Source organism: Methanohalophilus portucalensis (assembly GCF_002761295.1).
GTDB lineage: Archaea > Halobacteriota > Methanosarcinia > Methanosarcinales > Methanosarcinaceae > Methanohalophilus > Methanohalophilus portucalensis.
In genome coordinates this window covers 821746-843187 of record NZ_CP017881.1, presented here as the reverse complement: position 1 = coordinate 843187, position 21442 = coordinate 821746, and the positions used below count along the sequence as shown (strand labels likewise).

The window sequence follows — 21442 nt, the reverse complement described above, 5'->3', positions numbered from 1 at the left end:
TGCAAATATTAATCATATTGAAATACTAGTCTACACCAATTTATATCCAAAAAAGAGGATTATTTTGTCTGATTATCTTTTTACTGGTAAGTAATTATTTTCTTCATAATCTTTAATATCTAAAAATTTAATAATTTTAAATATATTTTTTATATCATTTTCTGATAAATAGTTTGTCCAGCTTTTTAATTTAGCCATCCCAGAGTTGTTTTCAGACCAATACCTAGATGATTTACTCATACTTTCAAGTTTTTTAATACAAGGTTCTGGAACATCCTCTACCCCCCATTCAGCAAATATTTCCTTTAATACAATATTTCCATTGAGTACTAAGTCTTCATAGTATACAACCTGCACGTCATTTTGAAATAATTTTGCTGCCAATACATCACCGGCCCATGTAATAGCCAATTTTTCTTTTAGCGAATTTGCATTATTCATCAGTTCTCCAATTTTTGGGTATACTTGCAATAACTTTGGATCTATGTGGGGGTGATCATCCCAGGTCCCCATTCTCATTTGTGATGCAATAACCGCACATGGATGGCGAATAATAATAACTGGTTTTGGGATGTTATATTTATTATGTAGGTATCCTACTATTCCATTGCCTTCTACACATTTTATAATTAGTTTACCTTTTTTAAGTACTGAACCTATATTAGTTGGATACATCCATAATCCTAATGTAAAAAAATTGAGCATTTCTCCTTTTAATAATTTATGTATAAATTTTTCTTTATTTCTTTCTATATTGTACTCATCTTTGGAGTAAAATAAATATCTTTTATTGAATCCTGCTTCTGTTGCTTTTTGGTTTCTATTACTGAAAGGTTCCCATATCAAACGATTATTTTGATATGATGCTGCAATTATTTCAGCAAGCCATGTTGTTCCTGAACGAGGACTTCCACTAATAATCCATGGGTTTGTATTTCTTAATGGATATAATTTATTAAAAAAGTTAGACAAACTTTGCAGGGGCACATATGAGATACTGTTTGCTAAAAAAACAAATTTTAACAATGTAGAATCGTTAATCGGATCAATAATGTATTTATGTAAAAATTTCATACTCAACTGTCCACCTTGCTGTATAATGTTATAAGATTTTTTAAATTGTTTTGCTACAAGTATCCATCGTTATTATTATGTCTGCATCCCTAACTTTTTCAAAATCACTTTGTTCGGACTAATACCACCAGTTAATTTAATGGATATTTCGCCTTTTGGAATACTATTTAGGAGGATGGATACATCCTACATAAATATTATTATACACATATAAACATCTCGCTAAGGATTAAGAAATTGTACTTTAAAAGAACAAACGGAGTTGAAATACAAGTCTACACCAAATTTATATTTCAAAAACCCCTCCAACAAACCATGCACTCCCAAACAATCCTCATCACCGGCGGCCTCGGCCAGGTCGGCTCGTATCTGACCGACCGCTTCTGCACTGACAACAAGGTAATCGTGCTGGACAACACCTCCTCTCCCTGCCGACACGACGTGCCCGCAGGCGTCCAGTTGACCATCGGTGACATCCAGGGCCCGGAAGTGGTGCGGCTGGTCGGGCAGGCCGATGTCGTCATCCACACCGCCGCCCAGATCGATGTCAACCGCTCCCTGGACCAGCCGCTCTTTGACTGCGAAAACAATGTTCTCGGCACCCTCAACCTCCTCGAGGCTGCCCGCCAGACCAACCTGGAACGCTTCGTCTACTTCAGCTCCGCCGCCATCTACGGCGATACCCTGCACACTCCCATCGATGAGAACCATCCCACACAACCCCTCTCCCCCTACGGCGTCAGCAAACTCACAGGCGAACAGTACGCCCTGATGTACCACCGCGCCTTCGACCTGCCCGTGGCAGTGCTGCGCCCCTTCAACATCTACAGCCCCCGTCAGGACCCCTCAAATCCCTACTCCGGTGTCATCACCAAATTCATCGAACGTGCCAAAGCCTCCCAATCCCCGGTAATCTTCGGCGACGGCGAGCAGACCCGCGACTTCATCTCCGTGCACGACATCGTGGATCTGGTAGAACTGCTGATCGAAAAGGACGAATCCATCGGCAGGGTCTTCAATGCCGGCACAGGCACACAGACCACCGTCAACCGGCTCGCCGAGATCGTGCAGGACGTCTTTGACAGTGATCTGCCTGTAGAATACCGGGAGGCCCGAACCGGCGACATCCGCCACAGCGTGGCCGATATCAGCGCTGCGCAAACACTGGGATTTGTCCCGCAAGTATCCCTGGAGGAGGGGCTGGCGGAGTTTGCGGGGGAGTGAAAGGGTTCATTTTGTCATATCTTTGTATAATCTGTCAAGCCCGGCTTTAAGAGCGGGCAATTCGTTTTCGAGCGTATCCCATACCAATTTATGCTTATTATGCATCCAGTTCTTCCAGCAAACTTCGGATCACAGGCTTTGCTTGTGGAATATCTTCTTTCACACTGAGCCAGACAACCTCCAGATTAACTCCAAAATAAGCATGTATCAATTTGTCCCGGATTCCTGTCAGGTCTTTCCAGGGGATTGAAGGATACTTTTGTCTGACATCATCAGGGACATTCTTTGCTGCTTCACCAATTATCTCCAGGGCTCTGATAACGGCATATTGGGTCTTTCTGTCTTCGAGAAAATCTTCATATGTACAATCACTGACAAAGTTTTCTGCCGCCTCCATGGCAGCATAGATGTCATTGACATAATCCCTGATGTCTCGAGTCATATATCACACTGCCCTGACTTCGTTAAGTATGTGTTTTCCAATATTGGGTTTCAGTGAATCCTTCATGACCAGATCCACCTTGATTCCCAGGGTATCAGAGAGATAATTCTCCAGGTTAATGAATTGGAAAAGGGTGGGAGTCTTGCTGAATTCCACCAAGATATCGAGATCACTTTCCGCAGTTTGCTCTCCTCTTACATAGGAGCCAAACAGTCCAATATACTTTACGTTATATCGATCTTCCAGCTGAGGCAACATCTTTCGGAGTTTTTTTCGGTATATTTCAAGGTCCGGGTTGTATGACATAGCCTCTAAGAAAATTCCTCCAGATTAATGTTGTTTGCAGGGTATAATTATTTTGTGTACAGCTGTAAAGCCAGGGCCTCTATTTTCCGCCTTCCTCGTCAATCCACCTGCACCTCATCACGAGAAAGTTAACTACATCTCCCGGACAAATGCTTAATTAACATTTTAGCCCCTTTCAGTTGGGGGTAGTTGACAGCCACCTCAGAAGTCACCAATTTGAAATCACCGATTGTGCCTGATCTAACTGTGTTTTAAGAGTCTCAAGACCCCTCAAAAGTCCCCACCATTCAAAAAAATCCTGTGAATCCCCGAGGTCCCCGTTTTCAAATTCTATATAAAATCGGGACGACGGCATATTATACCTGTCTTCAAAAACAGCAATTTCTTTTTCTGCCAGGCGTATTTTTGCCCGCAGCAGAAGAATCTCTTTTTCCAGTGACTCTTTCACAACAGGTAATGCATCATCTGAGATTGAGACTTCCATGATAGAAAATATACGTACTCAAATTAAAGATTTTGTGGCAGATTTGTAATACTGAAAACCGTTTTCAAGTAGCAGTGATGTGGACTCCAGTCTACGGGATTAAAGCTTAGGCAACGGCAATTTCTCCGAGATCATCTATTGTATGGTTGCCAAGGGGTGGAATGGGGAGATTTCTACGTGGAATACCAGGATGCCCGCACCGGCGACATCCGCCACAGCGTGGCCGATATCAGCGCTGCGCAAACACTGGGATTTGTCCCGCAGGTCTGCCTGGAGGACGGACTGGCGAAGTTTGCGGGGGAGTGAGGCTAAAAAAGGAGTCTTCTTTGCCCCGGGTAGTGATTGACAAGCATACATATACATCAAAATGGCTATGTGCCATAGCAATGACTTTTGCTTCTCAACCAGGTCCCATATTATTCAATGAAATAGAATGGGATAATCACAAATTCACTGCCAATTCCGATTTCTCCTGTACCATCGCACAGCACCCACCATACATATCATTATCCCGAAAACTTCCGATACAAAAACCATCGACATGGCAGGGTCATAGCAATTGGAGAACACATGCAGCAGGTAATCCATAAAACCACCTCCAATCTCATCGGCCCGGAAACCCCATCCCATAAACGGCCAGAACAAAACTTCGGGAGTCTGCCACATCGAATCTTCCAGTAAATGCAAAACTGCTGCACCGGGCAATATCAATAAGAAATCTGCTCGCCACTTCTGCCATATCAAAACAATAATGAGACCAACCAGAATCCAGAATATTAAGGTATGGGCAAAGATCCTGCCGCTTGCCAGGGAATCTGCCAGTAAAAACCGGCCCAGCGGCTTGTCGATCAGGTCTGGCAACAATGCTCCGATCGCCACAAATCCATAATTGATTTTGCCCTGCAATCTGGGCAGCCATTGCTCTGCCAAATAAAAGGCAAGTATAGTTAATCCCACATGGCCAAACACAAACATTGGTAGTGGGATGATCAATAGATGTGCTTAAAGCTTGCTGTCAAAGACTGCAGCATCTTCATACCTAGAACGAAATCAGTGACCGTGCTACAATTTGCAAATCTCTGTTTTTCTTTCAAAAAACAAAATATGGTGACATAATTATATATAATCAGAATTGCTTTTTTATAAAAACAGGTGTTATAAAATGAAAAAATCAATGATATTGAGTACGTTGCTTTTTGCCTTCGGCCTGACTATGCTCCTGGCGGCAACAGGGGTTAATGCAACGGCTAATGATTCAATAACCGGACTTGCTTCCAACCTGTCTTCCGGCCAAACCCAAATCTCCATAGCACCTCTAAATCCTGCTTTTGTTCAATATCAAGAAGATCTGAAACAAAACAAAGTTTCCACAAATACAGTATTCACCTCAAACAAGGTATCATCAAATAAATACTCAGGGGACGTCTCTTCTGAAAAGATAGACAATATACTGGATGAAAATGAAGGTATAGATTCTTCCCTTCATCCTCCCGGTCTTGTGCCCTCTCCCATAGATTTTTCTTATCTTTCTCCTGTAAATACGCAGGACCTGATTACAAATGATGAATACGGTATACGGTTTTCAGGTATAAGCGGTGCATATCCATCCCGCTATGATCTCAGGGAAGAAGGCGGTGTTACCCCGGTACGTGATCAGGCACTCGCGGGTAGTTGCTGGGTGTTTGGATCTTATGGATCCCTGGAATCCTATTTAATTCATAATAAATCAGAAAACTGGGATTTTTCCGAACAACATGTGAAAAACACGCTTGTATCCTCCCAACAGCATGATTTTAATCGCAACGGACATGCTGATGGGGGATATATGCTGATGACACTGGCATACCTTGCAGGATGGAGCGGCCCTGTAACTGAATCGGATGACCCCTACGATTCCCTGTCCCCTGTATCTTCTGCCGATACAATTGTGGCAAAACATGTACAGGATGCATTTATTTTTCCGCAGATACATCATACAAACAATCTGTTCAAACAGATGATAATGGATTATGGTGCAATTTCAGTAGCCATCCATGATGATCGATCATCCTACTTCAATGCAGAGAACAATGCCTATTACTGCTATGAAGAAGACAAAATGGTGACCCATGCGATAACCCTGGCAGGCTGGGATGACGATTTCAACAGGACAAAATTCAGCCCTGCAGCACCGGCAGACGGTGCCTACATCATCAAGAATTCTTGGGGCGATATCTGGGCAGATGATGGGTACTATTACGTCTCTTATTATGATAAGTCGATAGGCACTAGAGATGAAATTAATGGAAGTGAACACAGCCCGTACACCACAAATTCTGTTATAACGGCAGAAAATGTCAGCAATTATGATCAGATCTACCAGTACGATTTCCTTGGCTGGTGTTCAAACGCCGGATACAATAACAGTACGGCCGTGGGGGCAAATGTCTTTACAGCCACAACAAACCAGACACTTGAGGCTGTGAGTTTTTATACCGTGGATTCTAATTCTTACTACAACATTTCAGTATATCTGGATCCTGATAACGGTCCTGTCAATACTTCGTCTGCTGTATCCGTAAAGAATGGTAGTATTGCCCTGCCGGGTTATCACACCATAGATCTGGACCACAATGTATCCCTGTGTGGCGGTCAGAATTTTTCCATCGTAATCAATTTCACCACGCCTGAATACACCTATCCTGTTGCAATAGAAAAAGCCATAGACAGATATAGCAGCAATGCCCATGCCGAGCCCGGCCAGAGTTACTTAAGTTCCAATGGAAGCAACTGGACGGACATCTCCGATTCTGATATGAATGTATGCATCAAGGCTTTCACCACAGAAGCCAGACAACCCGAATCTAATTTTGTTGCTGACAAAAGATACGTACATATAAACCAGTCGGTCGAGTTCCATGACGCCAGTCTCTATTCTCCGGACATCTGGCAATGGGATTTCGGGGATGGTAATTCATCAACCCGGCAAAACCCAATTCACTCCTATGCAACTACCGGGATATACAATGTTTCTCTGAATACATCAAACGAATTTGGCAATCATACTACTGTAAGGAATACTTTCATCCACGTACTTAACACTACCATTACTGTCAACAGCAGCGGGGGAGCGGATTTCAAACTAATTCAGGATGCCGTTGATGCGGCTTCGCCAGGTGATACCATTATTGTTGAACCGGGAAATTATACGGAAAGGGTCAGTTTCAGGAAAGATTATCTCACTCTCAAATCTTCCACAGGTAATTCCGAAGATGTCAGGATAACGTCTCCAGTTTCATATTCTATAATTCAAAATGTGTTCAATAATGCAGTCTTCATAATGGCGGATAACATTACGTTGCAGGACATTAAGGTTACAGGTGGTTTTTATGGTTTTCTTGCTTATTATTCAAACAATTGCAATATAATCAACTGCACTTTTACTGATAACGGTCTTGGTATGGTACTTGAACAATCCAATAATAATCAAATAAACAATTGTACTTTCACAAAGAACCGTGCAGGTCTCCAGTTATCAAATTCAGCTGATAATTATCTGGAAAATAATTCTATCAATGATAATTCATTCTACACTTTTGGAATGGATTCAAACCCAAATTTTGTTGATACCAGTAATACTGTGGATGGCAAACCCATCTATAGTCTTGTTGGCAAATCCGATATTGTAATAGATTCTACCTCGGATGCGGCCCTTGTACATCTGTTTGATTGTACCAATATTACTATAGAAGATCTTGAAAGCAGGGATCAGAAACATGGAATCTATCTGTATAATACCACCGATACCCACATCAGAAATTATACTTCTATCCAAAATCATTATGGTATATATCTGGACAGATCCCGGGACAACATCCTGTCCAATTCCACCGTAAATGACAGTAGCAAAATTGGAATATATCTTACCGATTCAAGCAATAACCTGGTATATAATAATTATTTTCATAACAGCAAGAATATCCACATTTCAGCAGATTCTTTGAATGAATGGAATATAACAAAGATAACTGGCAAGAATATCATAAATGGATCGTATCTGGGAGGCAATTTCTGGGCAAAACCGGATGGGTCTGGCTGGAGTCAGGTTGAATATTCTGTAGGAGACGGCTTTTGTCAACCGTATAATATCACAGATAATGGCAATAATACCGATTATCAGCCGCTGACAGCAAATGCAGAAAAACCTGCAGAACCCAAAGAGCAAGAAGTTCAACCTTCCGACAATGACGGAGTGCGTGTACAAAAAGTTGCAGGGACAGCATATTCTTCCAACATTGTTGAACAGGATATCGACACTCGTTTTGTGGGAAGGGATGCCGAGGTGCGATATACATTTACTGAAGACAGCACACCAATAACTGAGATATTTTTTAGTGCAGAGAAAAATGAAGGATATGTAATGGCATCGGTAAACTTGCTGGATGAAGTGCCTGCAGATATTAGTGAGCCTGAAGGCAGTTCCTATATGCTAATGGATATCAATATGGGCAGTGAAGATGTCCTTTCAGCAGAGAATGCAACCATAGCATTCAAGGTCAATAAGAAATGGGTTGAGGAGAACAATATCGAACCGTCCACAATTCGCATGACCCGATTCCATGAAGGAGATTGGCGGGATCTTCCAGGCAATCAGGTTGCAGAAGATGATGAATATCTTTATTTTAACGCCGAGACTCCCGGGTTTTCAGTATTCAGTATTGTTGGAGACGAACACAAAGAAGTGATTGAAGAAACTATTGTGGAGGAGCCTGAAGTTGAAAAGGCAGCAGATGAACCTGATACTGAAGACGATAATGCTCAGGCACCCGGATTCACCGCTATTTTTGCAGGGGCACTGGCCGTGGTTGCAGCGTTTGCAATACGAAAGAAAGAGTGAAAGTATAGGAATAATATAACGACTGGGCACGGGTCAATTGTCCCGTTTGCCCTGTCCATTAAATGGGTCTGTGTTTAGTTGTAGGTCGTTGACACATATCTCTGAGAATGTCGGGATTCATATTCATTCAGGTCATTAATCTCCACTACAGAATTTTAATTCTTCCTGCTTGATTCCAGGAATATCTATCTCATCACCCTTCCTGAAAAATTTCCAATGTTCTTTTGGATCAATATGTTCCTCTGTCTATAAAGGAAATTATATTTAAAGTAAGGCAATTAAAAGACACTATGTTTAAAAAACTCATCTTCTTATCTGTTATTACCATTATCCTCTTCAATACAGCAGTAATGGCCTCAGAAAACAACCCTGAGATTACCTCTGCACCCTTAAACCCGCAATTTGTTGATTATCAATCCGGTTTGCAGGATTCGGATTCCAAAAATACAATAATGGCCACTTCTGCCGACAGGAACGAGTATCCCCTCGGTCTAGTACCATCTCCTGTTGATATGGGTCATCTGCAACACCCAGAGCCAGATAGCAATCGCCTTTTTGCAGCACAATCCTTTAAAGTATCCTACGACCTGCGTAAGGAAAATCGTCTCACACCGGTAAAGGACCAGGGAAATACGGGTTCATGCTGGACATTTGCAACCTATGCATCCCTGGAATCCTGTACCTATGAAGAAGGCCCCTATAATTTTTCTGAGAACCATATGAAAAATATACTGTCAAACGACAATCCCAACGATTCGTTTGATTCTGAACAGGGAGGTAATATGTTGATGGCCACGGCCTATCTTACACGCTGGAGCGGCCCTGTCAATGAAACCGATGACTCATATAATGACACTTCCAGTTTTAATGATTACACAAATCCCGACAAACCTGTAGCCGGGCATATTCAGGAGATCATCTATCTGCCCACGCGGTCTAATTTTACAGACGAGGAGTACCAGATTTCTGATGATGATTATCTCAAAGAAGCGGTAATGGAATATGGAGCGGTTTATTCGTATTTCATGGTGAAAATGAGTGCTTTTGCCGATAATTATACGACCTACTACTATAACGAATCTGCATATGATGGAGGCCATGCAGTGGCTCTAGTAGGCTGGAACGACTCTTTCCCCAAAGAAAAATTCAATATTATACCTCCTGGTGACGGAGCCTTCATTCTCAAGAACAGCTGGGGCACAGGCACAGAAGATTTTGAAATCGGAGAAGAAGGATATTTCTACATATCTTACTATGAAAAATCATTCAATGATCATTCAGGCCATCCGGCCATTTTGATTGCCACCGAAGATGCAGACAATTATGACAACATCTATCAGTATGATCCTCTGGGTTATACGGACTCCCGCGGGTTTTCTAATTCTACAACAGCCCACGGTGCCAATGTTTTCCAGACCGTATCTGAGGAATATCTGGAAGCGGTCAGTTTCTATACCACAGATACAAATGCGGTTTACAATGTGAGTATATATACAAACCTCTCCTCCTCGGCTCCTGTAGGGGAAAATCTGCTGGCGCAAACCAATGGTACCTTTGCACATGCAGGCTATCATACGGTTACTCTTGACACACCTGTACATCTTGAAAAAGGACTGATATTTTCGGTAGTCACAAGACTTTGCAACCCCGATTATGAATATCCTCTGGCAATCGAAAAGCCCCTGGCCAATTATTCAAGTAAGGCCTCTGCAAATCCCAATGAGAGTTTTATAAGTCCTGATGGCTCCAACTGGACGGATGTGGGTGAACTTAACGATACGAATATTTGCATCAAGGCTTTTACCTCTGCACCGCCGTCCAAAGTATCCAATCTCCATGCAACCACTGGTCCCTCATGGATAAACTGGACCTGGTCCAACCCGGAAGATACGGATTTCAATCACACCGAAATCTATATTGATGGATCATTGATGTCCACCACCTCTGACACACACTATAATCTCACAGGTCTGCTGGATGGTACAAATCATTCGATTGGGCTTAAAACCGTGGATACTGATGGATATGTAAACAGTACCTGGGTGAACAATACTTCACAAACAATCGATGTGGTTCCTGCAAGTGTAACTGGCCTTCATGACGTATCTTCAACATCTGATTCTATTACATGGGAATGGTCCAATCAGGCAATTCATGATTTTGATCATGTTGAGGTATATTTTGATGGTTTGTTTGAAACCAATGTGTCAGACTTTTGTTACACTGCAACTAATTTAAAACCTGCATATTCCTACAATTTGAGTCTCAAAACCGTGGATAGGGGTGGTAACATAAACCATACCTGGATAAATGATACTGCTTCAACCAGAATGCAATCTTCTCCTGAAGATCCTGAAATTACCAGTGAGATAAATAAAAATGTTTCATTCTATGCAGAAGTCAGTCATCCTGGCAATATGACGTGGTATGTAAATTCAACTGAGGTTCAGAATAAAACCAATGTTAATCGATCATATTACAATTCCACTGCCGATAAGGGTTGTTGGAATGTTACTGTTATTGTGAAAAGTGAAAGTTTCAGTGCAAACAGGAGCTGGTTGTGGCATGTAACTGATAAGCCAGACAAACCTTCATCTCCTCCCAGTTCTGGATCATCCGGTGGTGTCGGAGGTGGTGGTAACAATGGTGAGTCTTATGCCAATATACTGGCAAAAACTGTACAGATTCAAAAAGTTTCAGCAGGCACTGATGTCATGTATGAGTTTGATGAAAAGGACAATGAAGTTTCCTTTATCGGATTTAGAGGTGCTACCAACTCCGGACAGGTTAAAGCAACAATTGAGAAATTGAAAGATACTTCATCCCTGGTGGATGAAAGAGCACCGGGACAGGTTTACAGCAATTTCAATATCTGGGTAGGTAATGCTGCCTTTGATGCTGAAAACATGAAAGATCCTGTGATTGGCTTTAAGGTGAGCAAAAACTGGTTGTCTGAAAACAGAATAATGCCCTCTATGATTACACTTTTCCATTACGGTGATAAATGGCAAGCTCTGGAAACCGTGCAGACAGAGGAAGATGCAGAGTATTTCTACTTCGAGGCACAGGCCGATCATTTTTCCCCATTTGCCATTTCGGCTTTGGAACAGGAAACAGGTCTGGCAAAGAGTTCCAAGTCACAACCTGGAGATGTTGCGGAAGAATCGGCTACTGAAACAAATTCAGAGAACACAACAGATACTACCAAAACCAATTCAATTCCTGCTCCCGGGGTATTTCCAATTCTCGGGATTTTCTGTATTCTGTATGTGATGCGAAGACGGCTGTAATAATTACAGCCAATCCTTTTTTGATTAATAATATAGGTGTATTGAAATTTCGTTTCTCACCTACAATGTGAATTATATATTTGCTGACCGAATAATATTTAAACATTGTAACAATTGGTTCTTCAATCATTTTGAGGGTATATATTGGCGGATATAAAAAAAATCCCTGTTGACATACAAGTTGTCGTAGGCCTGGTACTCCTGACGGCAGTATTCATTCTTATTCCCCAGCTCAGTGATTCAGCCATACGTACTGTTTTGGGCCTGCCCATGGTATTGTTCCTGCCGGGTTATGCCCTGATTGCCGCCCTGTTTCCCAAAAACGATGATCTGGATGGCATCGAACGTGTGGCTTTGAGCTTTGGTCTGAGTATTGCAGTGGTGCCTCTGATTGGCCTGGGATTGAACTATACACCCTGGGGTATCCGTCTGCTGCCTATCCTGATCTCATTATCCATCTTCACAATCGGTATGTGTATCATAGCCGTGATGCGTCGCTCCAATCTTCCTGAAGAAGAAGAAGCATTTCATGTCCCCTTCAGGCAAACCTATGAATCCCTGCAGGACGAATTTCACTCCGAATCCCAATCCAGGCTGGATAAGGCACTAACAATAATTCTGGTAATTTCGATCCTGGCCTCGGTAGTGACTCTGATCTACGTGGTAGTGACTCCCAAACAGGGTGAACAGTTCACCGAATTCTATATCCTGGGCTCAGGAGGAATGGCGGATGATTACCCGGTCAATTATACTCTCGGAGACAGTGGAAAGGTAATTCTTGGTGTGGTAAATCATGAATATGAGGATGTCAATTATACTATTGACATACAATTAGAAAATCAATCCCTGCAAACCATACAAGAGGTAAACCTTGAGCATAACCAGACCTGGGAGCAACCTGTTACGGTAACCCCGCCGTTTAACGGCACGGACATGAAACTGCAGTTTCTGCTCTACAAGAATGGTAATTACACAGAATCCTACAGGGACCTGCATCTCTGGATCAATGTATCGGAGAATACAAATGACTGAACTTCATCCATTCAAAAATTTGGCTTTCCCGGACCTTTCAGATGTACAGTTTAACCGGAATTCAGCTGTAATACTGGTACCTGTACTGCTCATAATGCTGGCAGAACTGTTACTTTTTGTTGAAATGGATTATCTCTCAATCTGTATCCATGTGGGCCTGCTTTTAGGACTTCCTCTGGCAGCCATATTTTTTGATAACAGGCAGGTTACAATGGCATTTCAGGCCTTGTTATTATTGCCCCTGCTGAGATTGGTAAATATTTCCATGCCTATCTTTTTCGAAACAACCCTATATGTATTCGTATTCATCTACGCCCCTCTTATTATTCCTGTCTATCTGGTTGCCAGAGAACAGGATTTTAATCTGAAAGCTTTCGGTTTTCTCAAAGCAAACAGGATGTGGCTTCTCTATGTTACTCTGGCAATTCTGATTGCAGTTGCAATCGCCCAGGGTGAATATGCAATTATTGCAAGTGATTATCTGGTACCGGACCTCTCATTTATCAGCATCCTCAAGATTTCCCTAATTATGGTGCTTTTTGTAGGATTTGTTGAGGAATTGATTTTCAGATACATCCTGCAGACCAGACTTGTGGAAACTTTTGGTATCTGGCCGGGGTTAGTAATAACCAGTTTGCTGTTTGGTGTAATGCACTCGGGCTATGGTGCCCCTTTAGAAGTGCTTATGACCGCATTTGCAGGATTTATTCTGGGTTATATGTTCCTCAGGACGCACAGTATCTCTTTTGTTTCTTTAACCCACGGTTTTGTAAACGTATTCCTGTTTGCCATAATCCCGCATCTGGGTCCCGGGTTGGGCCTGTTCTGATTAAATCGATAAATGAATGCATTTGCAAAATGCTATTTCTCTGAAAAATCAATAGATAGTAAAACAGTTAATTTCAGTAAATTTCCGGATTTGCCGGAATAAAAAAAAGATTGAAAAGGATTATACAATCTCTGCTACCTTAAAGACCACTATTGCAACAAAGGCCACTAGCAGAGGCATAATTCCCATATTCAGGGATGTATTGAGTGTCTTGTTCCACTTACTGGACGCAGACAGTATCTCTTTGGCTGACAATAATAGAATAAGACCGATTACAGCCAATACTCCGTATTCCGGCAGTCCAATGCCTGTTGTCATTGAGATGGCACCGGCCGCGGAAGATATTGCACTGGTTGTTGAAATTACACTTGTAAGCATATATTCACCTATTATATCTCTACTTCTATGTTAATGGATGTATACATATTAAAGTTTTATGTCCGCACGATATCAACCAAAAAAAGCAAATCACTTCAAAAATTTAAATAATAATAAAAGAGATTGAAAAAGAATTACACAATCTCTGCGACCTTAAAGACCACGATTGCGACAAAAGCTACAAGAAGTGGCATAATTCCCATATTCAGGGATGTATTGAGTGTCCTGTTCCACTTACTGGACGCAGACAGTATCTCTTTTGCCGATAATAATAGAATAAGACCGATTACAGCCAATACTCCGTATTCCGGCAGTCCAATGCCTGTTGTCATTGAGATGGCACCGGCCGCGGAAGATATTGCACTGGTTGTTGAAATTACACTTGTAAGCATTATTATCCTCTTATGTTTCTATACTTTAATTGGAACGTTACTACTAAAAGGTTTTGGATTTTTTCCGGAAAGAATATGCAGGTAAAAACCTGCATATCAATTCCTTTACTGTTTCCTTCTTCTCAAAAGACCTGCTACTGCCAGCAATCCTGCAATGGCAAAGATTGCCTCAAATCCAGGTATTCCTTTATCTTCTTCCTGTGCAGCTACTGTGATCAGGTCCGTCTTCTCCACAACATCGACTCCACCTTCACCTTCAACTGTCAGTACAACAGTGTAGTTGCCGGGTTTTTCATAGGTGTGGGTTGGGTTCTGTTCTGTTGATGTGCTGCCGTCACCGAAATCCCATTGCCAGGAGTCGACATTATCTGTCTCTGCTGTAAAGGTGACTTCCAGAGGACTCTGTCCTTCTACAGGAGTTGCCGTGAAGTCGGCTTCAGTGTCTGCTGGTTCGGTAACAGGTTCAGCATCGGTATCTGCAACGATTGCAAAACTGGAGAATCCTTCAGTATTTGCAGTGTAGCACACCTTGTCTCCATCTTCTCCTGTCATTGTGGTTGGCAGTTCTGTCCATTCTGTGGTGTATCTCAACAACCTGATGTTTGAGGCGTCCACATCATTTTCATCCAGCCATGTTTTATCGACATTGAATGAAACCGTTGCATCCTCGATCACATCTTCGTAGATCCTGGAGCCGGTCCAGATATTTACGTGCTTGTATACAGGTTCAGAAGGTGTGCTGTCCACCAGAGTGGATGTGTCTTTCAGTACTTCGACTACTACATTGGTGTAACCTGCATTGATCAGCGGAGTGAAGGTGATATTTTCCACCGGTCCGCTGCCTTCAGCGAAACTGTAATCTGCCCTGCTGTCCTTGCCGATGTACTTGCTGGCCACGCCTTTGGATTCAACATTTTCATAGGGTTCTGCACTTATAGCAGCTCCACTTCCTCCTGAACTGCTTCCACTGGAGGAATCATCTTCTTTTGTTGAAGTGTCCTCTGTAGGTGTTCCAATTGAGTAGTTGGAGAAGTGCTTAACCTTGGCCCAGACGTAGTTCTTACCAGTATTCACACCTGTATCCTGGCAGAATGCAGGATTGCCGGCTTCTAAAACTACCCATTCATCTCCATCATACCAATAGGCCTGGAGTTCATGCTCATCGATATCCCCAATTTCGTTTTCGTCATAACTCAAGTTAATAAAGACGTATTTCATGGAATCATTGACGTTGTCACTTTCATCGAATTTGAAGTAAGATCCTAACGACTCAAAGTCGACTTCACCTTTCACTCCTTTTGAAGGAATCTTGGTCTTCTGGACTGTGATGGATCCTCCTACCATACTCTTATTGTTTCTGATTGTCAGATTGACCCCGGAGTTCCTGGCATTTACTGATGTATCATTGCCTTCAACACCTGAGATACTGCTGTCCAGATTGTCCGTACCCTCTACAAGGTCATCAAAGGTAATACCCTCTGGCTCATCAACTTCATATTCGGTCTCGTCGACAGTTATGGTGCCGTTGTAGATCAGGTTTGAGTCTACATATCCATCTGTAATCTTCAAATCATCCAGGTCTGAATCGATAACAGTACTGTTTATTACGGTACATTTGGTAACCTGGGAATTATCAACTGTTGAATTCTTTATCAGAGAATTGCTGATTTGTGAGTTTTCAACACTTGAATTGACTACAGAGGACCTATCATCAATTTCACTGTTGATGATATTCTCATCTTCTTGAACTTCTACAACCCTGGTGGTTACCTTTACTATGTCGCTTGCATTTGCTGATGCTGATTCAACCTGAATTTCAATAGGGTTATCTCCCGTCTCAGAGGGATTATGCTCTAATTTCACAACTTTCTTACTGCCTGCCTCTCCACTTGAATTTAATTCAAAGTTATCTGTGGATAGACTTGCATTAGCTGCCGAATCCCCTGTAACTTCCATTTCATACGTTACATTAGTATTTCCCATATTGGTTACAGTGAGGAAATAGGTCGCATTCCTGGTCTTATTGATAGATTGAAGATGTTCGTCGGCTTCAATCGACACACCATATACATTTTCCTCAACATAGAGAGCGCTTACACCGGTGCTTACATTCTTCTCAGGCTGGTCACTTACACTGGCAGTAAGGATGGCTTCTATAAGCCTATTCTCATTTCCGGTATTTTCAAGAGTAAATCCTATTTCTTCGGATCCACCGGCTTTTAGAACGGAAGTTTTGTTGTTATCAAGCACAGCATTGGTATCTGTAGAGTTTTCTACATCCAGTTCATAGGCGTGTGACCCTGTCCCTGTATTGGTAACTTTGATCACATATTCGGCAGATTCAGTTCCATTTACTGTCTGAGTGGCAGGAGTAACCTTGATGGAGGCAGCATCAACAATTTTCACAAACACATCTTTCGAAATAGATGTTTCTTCTGAACTCACATTAATCGGTATACTATATGTCCCCGAATGGTTGAGATCACTTACAGTCATTTGGACATCAGTGGTCTTTCCTGCATCAACTGTAATAGTATCCTGTGATACATTGACATTATCTGATGTATTGATGGAATCAGTATCTGATATATTAATGGAGTAAGTATCTTCCACATTACCTGTATTCTTGATCTTCAGATTGTAAACTGCCTCTGAATGTGTTTCAACTGTTCTTGATACAGGCTCCGTTGCCAATGAAACCCCATAAACCGGTTCTTCTTTCACAGCAAGATTGAGGGTTACCGATGTATTTTTATCTGTATTGCCTTTAGAGATAGCTTCAATTGTCGCTTCTGTTGTGGTTGAATTGGAAATCGCAACATCAAAACTTGCTGTTTCACCTGGCCCGAGGAGCCCAATGTCGGGAATCACAGTAGGCATTTCCACGTTTGCATTAGATGTGCTGGATAATGTGAAATTATCCTCTACATTACCCGTGTTCTTAATGGTCAATTCGAAATTGACAGTTTCATCGGGTTTTGTGGTTGCACTGTAGGAATCAGCAGCAAGGGTCAATCCGTAACCTTTCACTTTGGTCGTGGTCGTAACACTGGCAATTTTGGAAGAATTATCCGAGACTGCCACCACTTTGACATCATATGTACCAGGCTTTTCGGATGAAACATTCAGAATCCTTGTTTCATTATCCCCTGCACCAAGGGTTATCTCAGATATCTCATTCAATATAGCAGAATCTGCCCTTGGATTCACCACACTGAGGTTATAGGTATCAATTGTGTTACCATCGTTGGAAATGGTTATCACATAGGTGGCATTTTTTGTTGTATTAACAACCTGCTCCAGAGGACTGGAAGATGCTGATACAAAGTAAATGTCTTTCTGATCCACCTTGGTTACAAGACTCAGAGTTTGTGTGATTGATGGTTCAGCATCATCTGTTGCAGTGATTGTTGAAGTGTAGGTGCCTACATCCGTGCTGTTTGCAGTGAAGGTCACATCAGTTGAATTTCCTGCATCAACTGTTACATTCTCTTCTGGTAATGAACCAACATCTGAAGTTGAACTCAAGTCAAATGTGTGTTCTTTATTACCGGTGTTCTCAATGGTTATTACGTATTCTACATCAGTATCATTAAGAACAGCTTTTGTGGTAGAATCTGCACGGATGTCCAGAGCATCGATTACTGTGGTTTTGGTGTTGATACTCTTCTTGTATTCAGAACCTTCTGCAATGACATTAATTGAATATCCATCGTCATTTATGGCTACACTGCTTACATTAAACATTATCTGAGCCGATTCTCCGGCATTTAGACTTACTGATGTCCTGTTAAAGTCCGTATTTACTCCATTAGGGGTGGAGCTGCTGAGATTTATTGTATCCTCTACATTTCCTGTATTTGTCAGATTAACCAGATAACTTGCATTCTCATTCTGTTCTACTGTTTTGGATTGCTGCTTGATATCCATTTTAAAATCATTAACAAGCTCTATCTCGGACTGGTTAAATGCAAGCAGATCGCTTCCTGATCTGGCAGTTGTAAACAGAAGGTAGTTGCCTGCAGATAAACCGGTAGTCGGTAGATTCAGGGTAGTGGCATTGGATTCCGATGTATTTTCTACAGCTGCGATATTTTCAATACCACTCATATTCTTCAGGTCAGAAGTTGTTGGGTTTGAAATGTCCAGCCCCACAAGGGATAATCCATCCACAAGGGATAATCCATCCACAATAGGATTGCCGTTTAAAGATGCATTGAGCCCGTCTGAAGTTCCGTTGTATTGCATAAATACGTCTGCTTTGTATTCACTTTCCTTGACCAGGATTGCATCATAGGTATACTCGGAAGCAGGTGCATTCAGGAGATTAAAATCAACGGCCACGTTATCTGTGCTTGTAGATACTGAAGTAGTTGAATCGTAGTCCAGAACCGTGAATGCAGTGGCAGAGAGTACTGTAAATCCACTTTCATCTGGAGTTAGCATTAGAAGCAGATATTCTCCTGCATTAACAGGTTCTTCATAATCGAAGGTAAGGTCGCCATTATCAAGAGATTTGTTTTCATTTCTTGAATTGTTAATAAGCTCATAAGGGTTTTTAACATTCAGATCATCGATTAAAAGGACCAATACTTCCTGATCACCAAAATAAGGCGAACCATCAAAGGAGAAAGACACATTATTCTTCTCACTGGTATTTACGTACATGGGATGGGTTTCATAAGGGTAACTTATGGTGTGATTGGTGTAATTTGCTATATTCAATTGTACAGATACATTATTTCCCCCCAGTGATAATTCATCATTATTGATTCCGTTATATGTAACTGACATGGGGCTGGGTAACTTAAATTCCCCTCCCCCATGAAACTGTATCCAGTTGCCGTCAGTTTCAGGGGAATGAGCGGCAAAGTTTAAAGAAAAATTTTCCAATGTTACATTCATAATATATTCGTCATTCGATTCCGCGCCTGCAATACCTGTACCCAGCATTGCAGTTGAGGCTATTAGTAAAAACAATATCATTAGCCCGTTCTTAACTTTATTCATCAGTAATTGATCCTCCATTCATGTTTGTCTTTGTAGTAGGGTAATATAGCGTATGATTGAAATCTTATCAATTAATTGGCCATATATCAACAAATTTTCAATTGATATGTCCTATCATGACTCCATTATATAAATATAATATTCTTTAATTGGAATTTGGCAGGGATACCTTTAATCCATATTCTGCCTTATATTCAGGATTTCTTCATTTTCAAGATTATCGCCCCCAATAAACCAATAAACATCAAAGCAAAAATCCACAGGTATTTTGAATCCGACTCATTGTCCGGTTGACCGGATGATGTACTATTTATTGAATCTGAGTTTTCTACTGTTGAATTATTGTGTGTTTCAGTAGTATTATCTGTCTGTTTTTGATAGACATCTCCTGAAATAGCAAATGGGGAAAAATGAGGTGTAGAAGCCCTGTAATTTGTGTACTCTTCATTCTTTGAAACTTGCTCTGTAGGCAATTTTGTCCATTCATCAGCCTCTTCTTCATAATGCATCAGGACAATTGTGTCAGGATCAATATCATTGTTATATATCCAGTCATTGTCTACCCTGAAATGAATGATTGCAGAATTGATATTCTCCGGGACTGCAAATCCGGTACTGCCTACCCAGATATTGAGATGTTTGTAGATTTTTCCTGTAGGTTCATTCTTGACCATTACGGAAGTATCATCCAGAACTTCGACATTGGCGGGTATATCCATTGCAGTTATTCGGGATGTGATGTTTATTGACCTGACCGGCATAGATGAATGAGAGAACTGATATTTCACTGGCATCTCACTGAATACCCTTTTTGTAATGGATTCGGAAAAATCCACATTTCCATTTGCCTCATCGGGTGTTGTATCTCCTCCGCCTCCTGTATTACTGCTGCTTCCGCTACTTCCGCTGGAGGTTGTGGAGCCTGCTGGGTTCAGTGTAATTTTTTCAGTATTTCCTCCAACTGTTATTTTGAAATCTCCGGGAGGAATGCTGTTTGTAGGATATTTATAATCATTTTCCAAGTTTATTGTCTGTGATGCAGTAATAGTTAAATCCACAGTCGTTTTTCCATTTTCAGCAGTTCCATATATTTTTACATCTATATTATTAAGAGGTAAAGGTAAAGGATTACTTTGAGATACCTTAGCACTTCCATCTGAAGTTTTATCGCTCAATTTTTTTATGGATGTTTGCACATATAATTCCTTTACACCTTCAGCTTTTGCTTCAAACTTTGCTTTTGCAGGAATATCAACGCCGTTTATATTGTATTTGTATTCTCCATTATTGACATTCACGGTTTTGGTAAATTGTACTTTTACATCGACGGGACCTTCCTCCCCGGTCCCACTAATAGTAATCTCATCCCCAACTGTCGGATTTGCAGGGGACACTTCAAAAGCAGAGGCTGTGGAAATTCCCAGTATCAAAGTTATAAACAGTAATAATATACACTTATACAATCGTTTCAATGGTGACACCTTTTATTGATATGCTGTACTCTCTTTTTCTACTAACAGTCTATATTTGTGATGTACAAAAAACTATCGAATAACTATCGAAATTTGGCTCTGTAGAAATCCCCATTTGAATAATTGCTGAAGCAGAGATGGACATATCTATATTATGAATTAATAATTTAAACTTGGCCTCTTTGACCTGATTTCTGTATAATGTTGACCTGGTTTCTTCACCATATTTCATTTTCTGTAATCTGATATATTCTGGCAAGAATTTTTAGTTTGATTTTTTGAGCATATACATTTTTTTTACGTATGCGTGCGAACAAATTACTGAAAATCTTCATTCTACTTTCCCTTCATCTCATAATTCCAACCAAATATACCTCACAAAATCGGTTCTAAAAAGTGTATAATATCAATCACAGTAGTCGTTTTACCTTTTCGGTTTGAGATTTTGCCCACTCTCCTTTTCCGCTTGCGGCTTTTCACTTCGTTTTGCCAGTTTGAGTGTGGCACAGCCACACGATGTTGTACCTCAACGACAGAAAGATACGAAAAAATTTATTTTTTGGACTGTTTGGTTGGGGAATGACATATTTATGAACCCATACAAACTGTCGTAATTGTCATAGTCGGACAAAT

General features: G+C 41.2%; 15 protein-coding genes and 1 pseudogene. 5 read left to right on the top strand and 11 right to left on the bottom strand.

Going from position 1 to position 21442, the window contains the following annotated elements:
- Positions 1–72 precede the first annotated feature (72 nt).
- The gene (locus BKM01_RS04435) at positions 73–1074 is read right to left on the bottom strand and encodes a sulfotransferase (protein WP_085503723.1); all 1002 of its coding nucleotides are present in this window, start codon (positions 1072–1074) and stop codon (positions 73–75) included.
- A 315-nt stretch (positions 1075–1389) separates the two neighbouring features.
- Here BKM01_RS04435 and BKM01_RS04430 point away from each other — a divergent pair, with 315 nt between their 5' ends.
- A complete protein-coding gene (locus BKM01_RS04430) occupies positions 1390–2298 on the top strand; it encodes an NAD-dependent epimerase/dehydratase family protein (protein ID WP_085503751.1) in 909 nt (302 codons plus the stop codon).
- Positions 2299–2395: 97 nt separating this feature from the next.
- Here BKM01_RS04430 and BKM01_RS04425 read toward each other — a convergent pair whose 3' ends face one another.
- The 5 genes from BKM01_RS04425 to BKM01_RS04405 form a co-directional block, all read right to left on the bottom strand.
- Complete coding sequence (locus BKM01_RS04425; protein ID WP_157769611.1) at positions 2396–2740, bottom strand: HepT-like ribonuclease domain-containing protein; 345 nt, start codon at positions 2738–2740, stop codon at positions 2396–2398.
- Positions 2741–2743: 3 nt separating this feature from the next.
- On the bottom strand, positions 2744–3046 hold the full coding sequence (locus BKM01_RS04420) for a nucleotidyltransferase family protein (RefSeq protein WP_085503724.1): 303 nt from the start codon (positions 3044–3046) through the stop codon (positions 2744–2746).
- 208 nt (positions 3047–3254) lie between these two features.
- Entirely contained in the window at positions 3255–3530 is a 276-nt protein-coding gene (locus tag BKM01_RS04415) for a hypothetical protein (RefSeq protein ID WP_099816293.1), read from the bottom strand.
- Positions 3531–3665: 135 nt separating this feature from the next.
- Positions 3666–3887, bottom strand: coding sequence for a hypothetical protein (locus tag BKM01_RS10755; protein WP_157769610.1), 222 nt, complete (start codon positions 3885–3887; stop codon positions 3666–3668).
- A gap of 93 nt (positions 3888–3980) precedes the next feature.
- Entirely contained in the window at positions 3981–4505 is a 525-nt protein-coding gene (locus BKM01_RS04405; RefSeq protein ID WP_085503725.1) for a metal-dependent hydrolase, read from the bottom strand.
- Between the two features lie 187 nt (positions 4506–4692).
- On the opposite strand from BKM01_RS04405, the gene BKM01_RS04400 reads away from it, so the two are divergent.
- From BKM01_RS04400 to BKM01_RS04385, 4 genes are all read left to right on the top strand, one after another.
- Entirely contained in the window at positions 4693–8406 is a 3714-nt protein-coding gene (locus BKM01_RS04400; RefSeq protein WP_085503726.1) for a lectin like domain-containing protein, read from the top strand.
- Positions 8407–8696: 290 nt separating this feature from the next.
- The gene (locus BKM01_RS04395) at positions 8697–11696 is read left to right on the top strand and encodes a lectin like domain-containing protein (RefSeq protein WP_099816291.1); all 3000 of its coding nucleotides are present in this window, start codon (positions 8697–8699) and stop codon (positions 11694–11696) included.
- Positions 11697–11840: 144 nt separating this feature from the next.
- Positions 11841–12728 (top strand): DUF1616 domain-containing protein, encoded by an 888-nt coding sequence (locus BKM01_RS04390; protein WP_085503727.1) that lies wholly within the window; start codon positions 11841–11843, stop codon positions 12726–12728.
- Positions 12721–13557 (top strand): CPBP family intramembrane glutamic endopeptidase, encoded by an 837-nt coding sequence (locus tag BKM01_RS04385; RefSeq protein WP_085503728.1) that lies wholly within the window; start codon positions 12721–12723, stop codon positions 13555–13557. Before BKM01_RS04390 ends, BKM01_RS04385 begins: the two co-directional genes overlap by 8 nt.
- A gap of 120 nt (positions 13558–13677) precedes the next feature.
- Here BKM01_RS04385 and BKM01_RS04380 read toward each other — a convergent pair whose 3' ends face one another.
- From BKM01_RS04380 to BKM01_RS04360, 5 genes and pseudogenes are all read right to left on the bottom strand, one after another.
- Positions 13678–13935: a hypothetical protein gene (locus BKM01_RS04380; protein ID WP_013036595.1), complete on the bottom strand. Its 258-nt coding sequence runs from the start codon at positions 13933–13935 to the stop codon at positions 13678–13680.
- Positions 13936–14069: 134 nt separating this feature from the next.
- A complete protein-coding gene (locus BKM01_RS04375; RefSeq protein WP_013036596.1) occupies positions 14070–14327 on the bottom strand; it encodes a hypothetical protein in 258 nt (85 codons plus the stop codon).
- 105 nt (positions 14328–14432) lie between these two features.
- Positions 14433–19337: a TIGR04279 domain-containing protein gene (locus BKM01_RS04370; protein ID WP_159446109.1), complete on the bottom strand. Its 4905-nt coding sequence runs from the start codon at positions 19335–19337 to the stop codon at positions 14433–14435.
- A gap of 194 nt (positions 19338–19531) precedes the next feature.
- On the bottom strand, positions 19532–20767 hold the full coding sequence (locus tag BKM01_RS04365; RefSeq protein ID WP_157769609.1) for a PGF-pre-PGF domain-containing protein: 1236 nt from the start codon (positions 20765–20767) through the stop codon (positions 19532–19534).
- Between the two features lie 91 nt (positions 20768–20858).
- Positions 20859–21044 (bottom strand): annotated as a pseudogene (locus BKM01_RS04360) (IS5 family transposase); the annotation flags it as partial.
- Between the last annotated feature and the right edge of the window lie 398 nt (positions 21045–21442).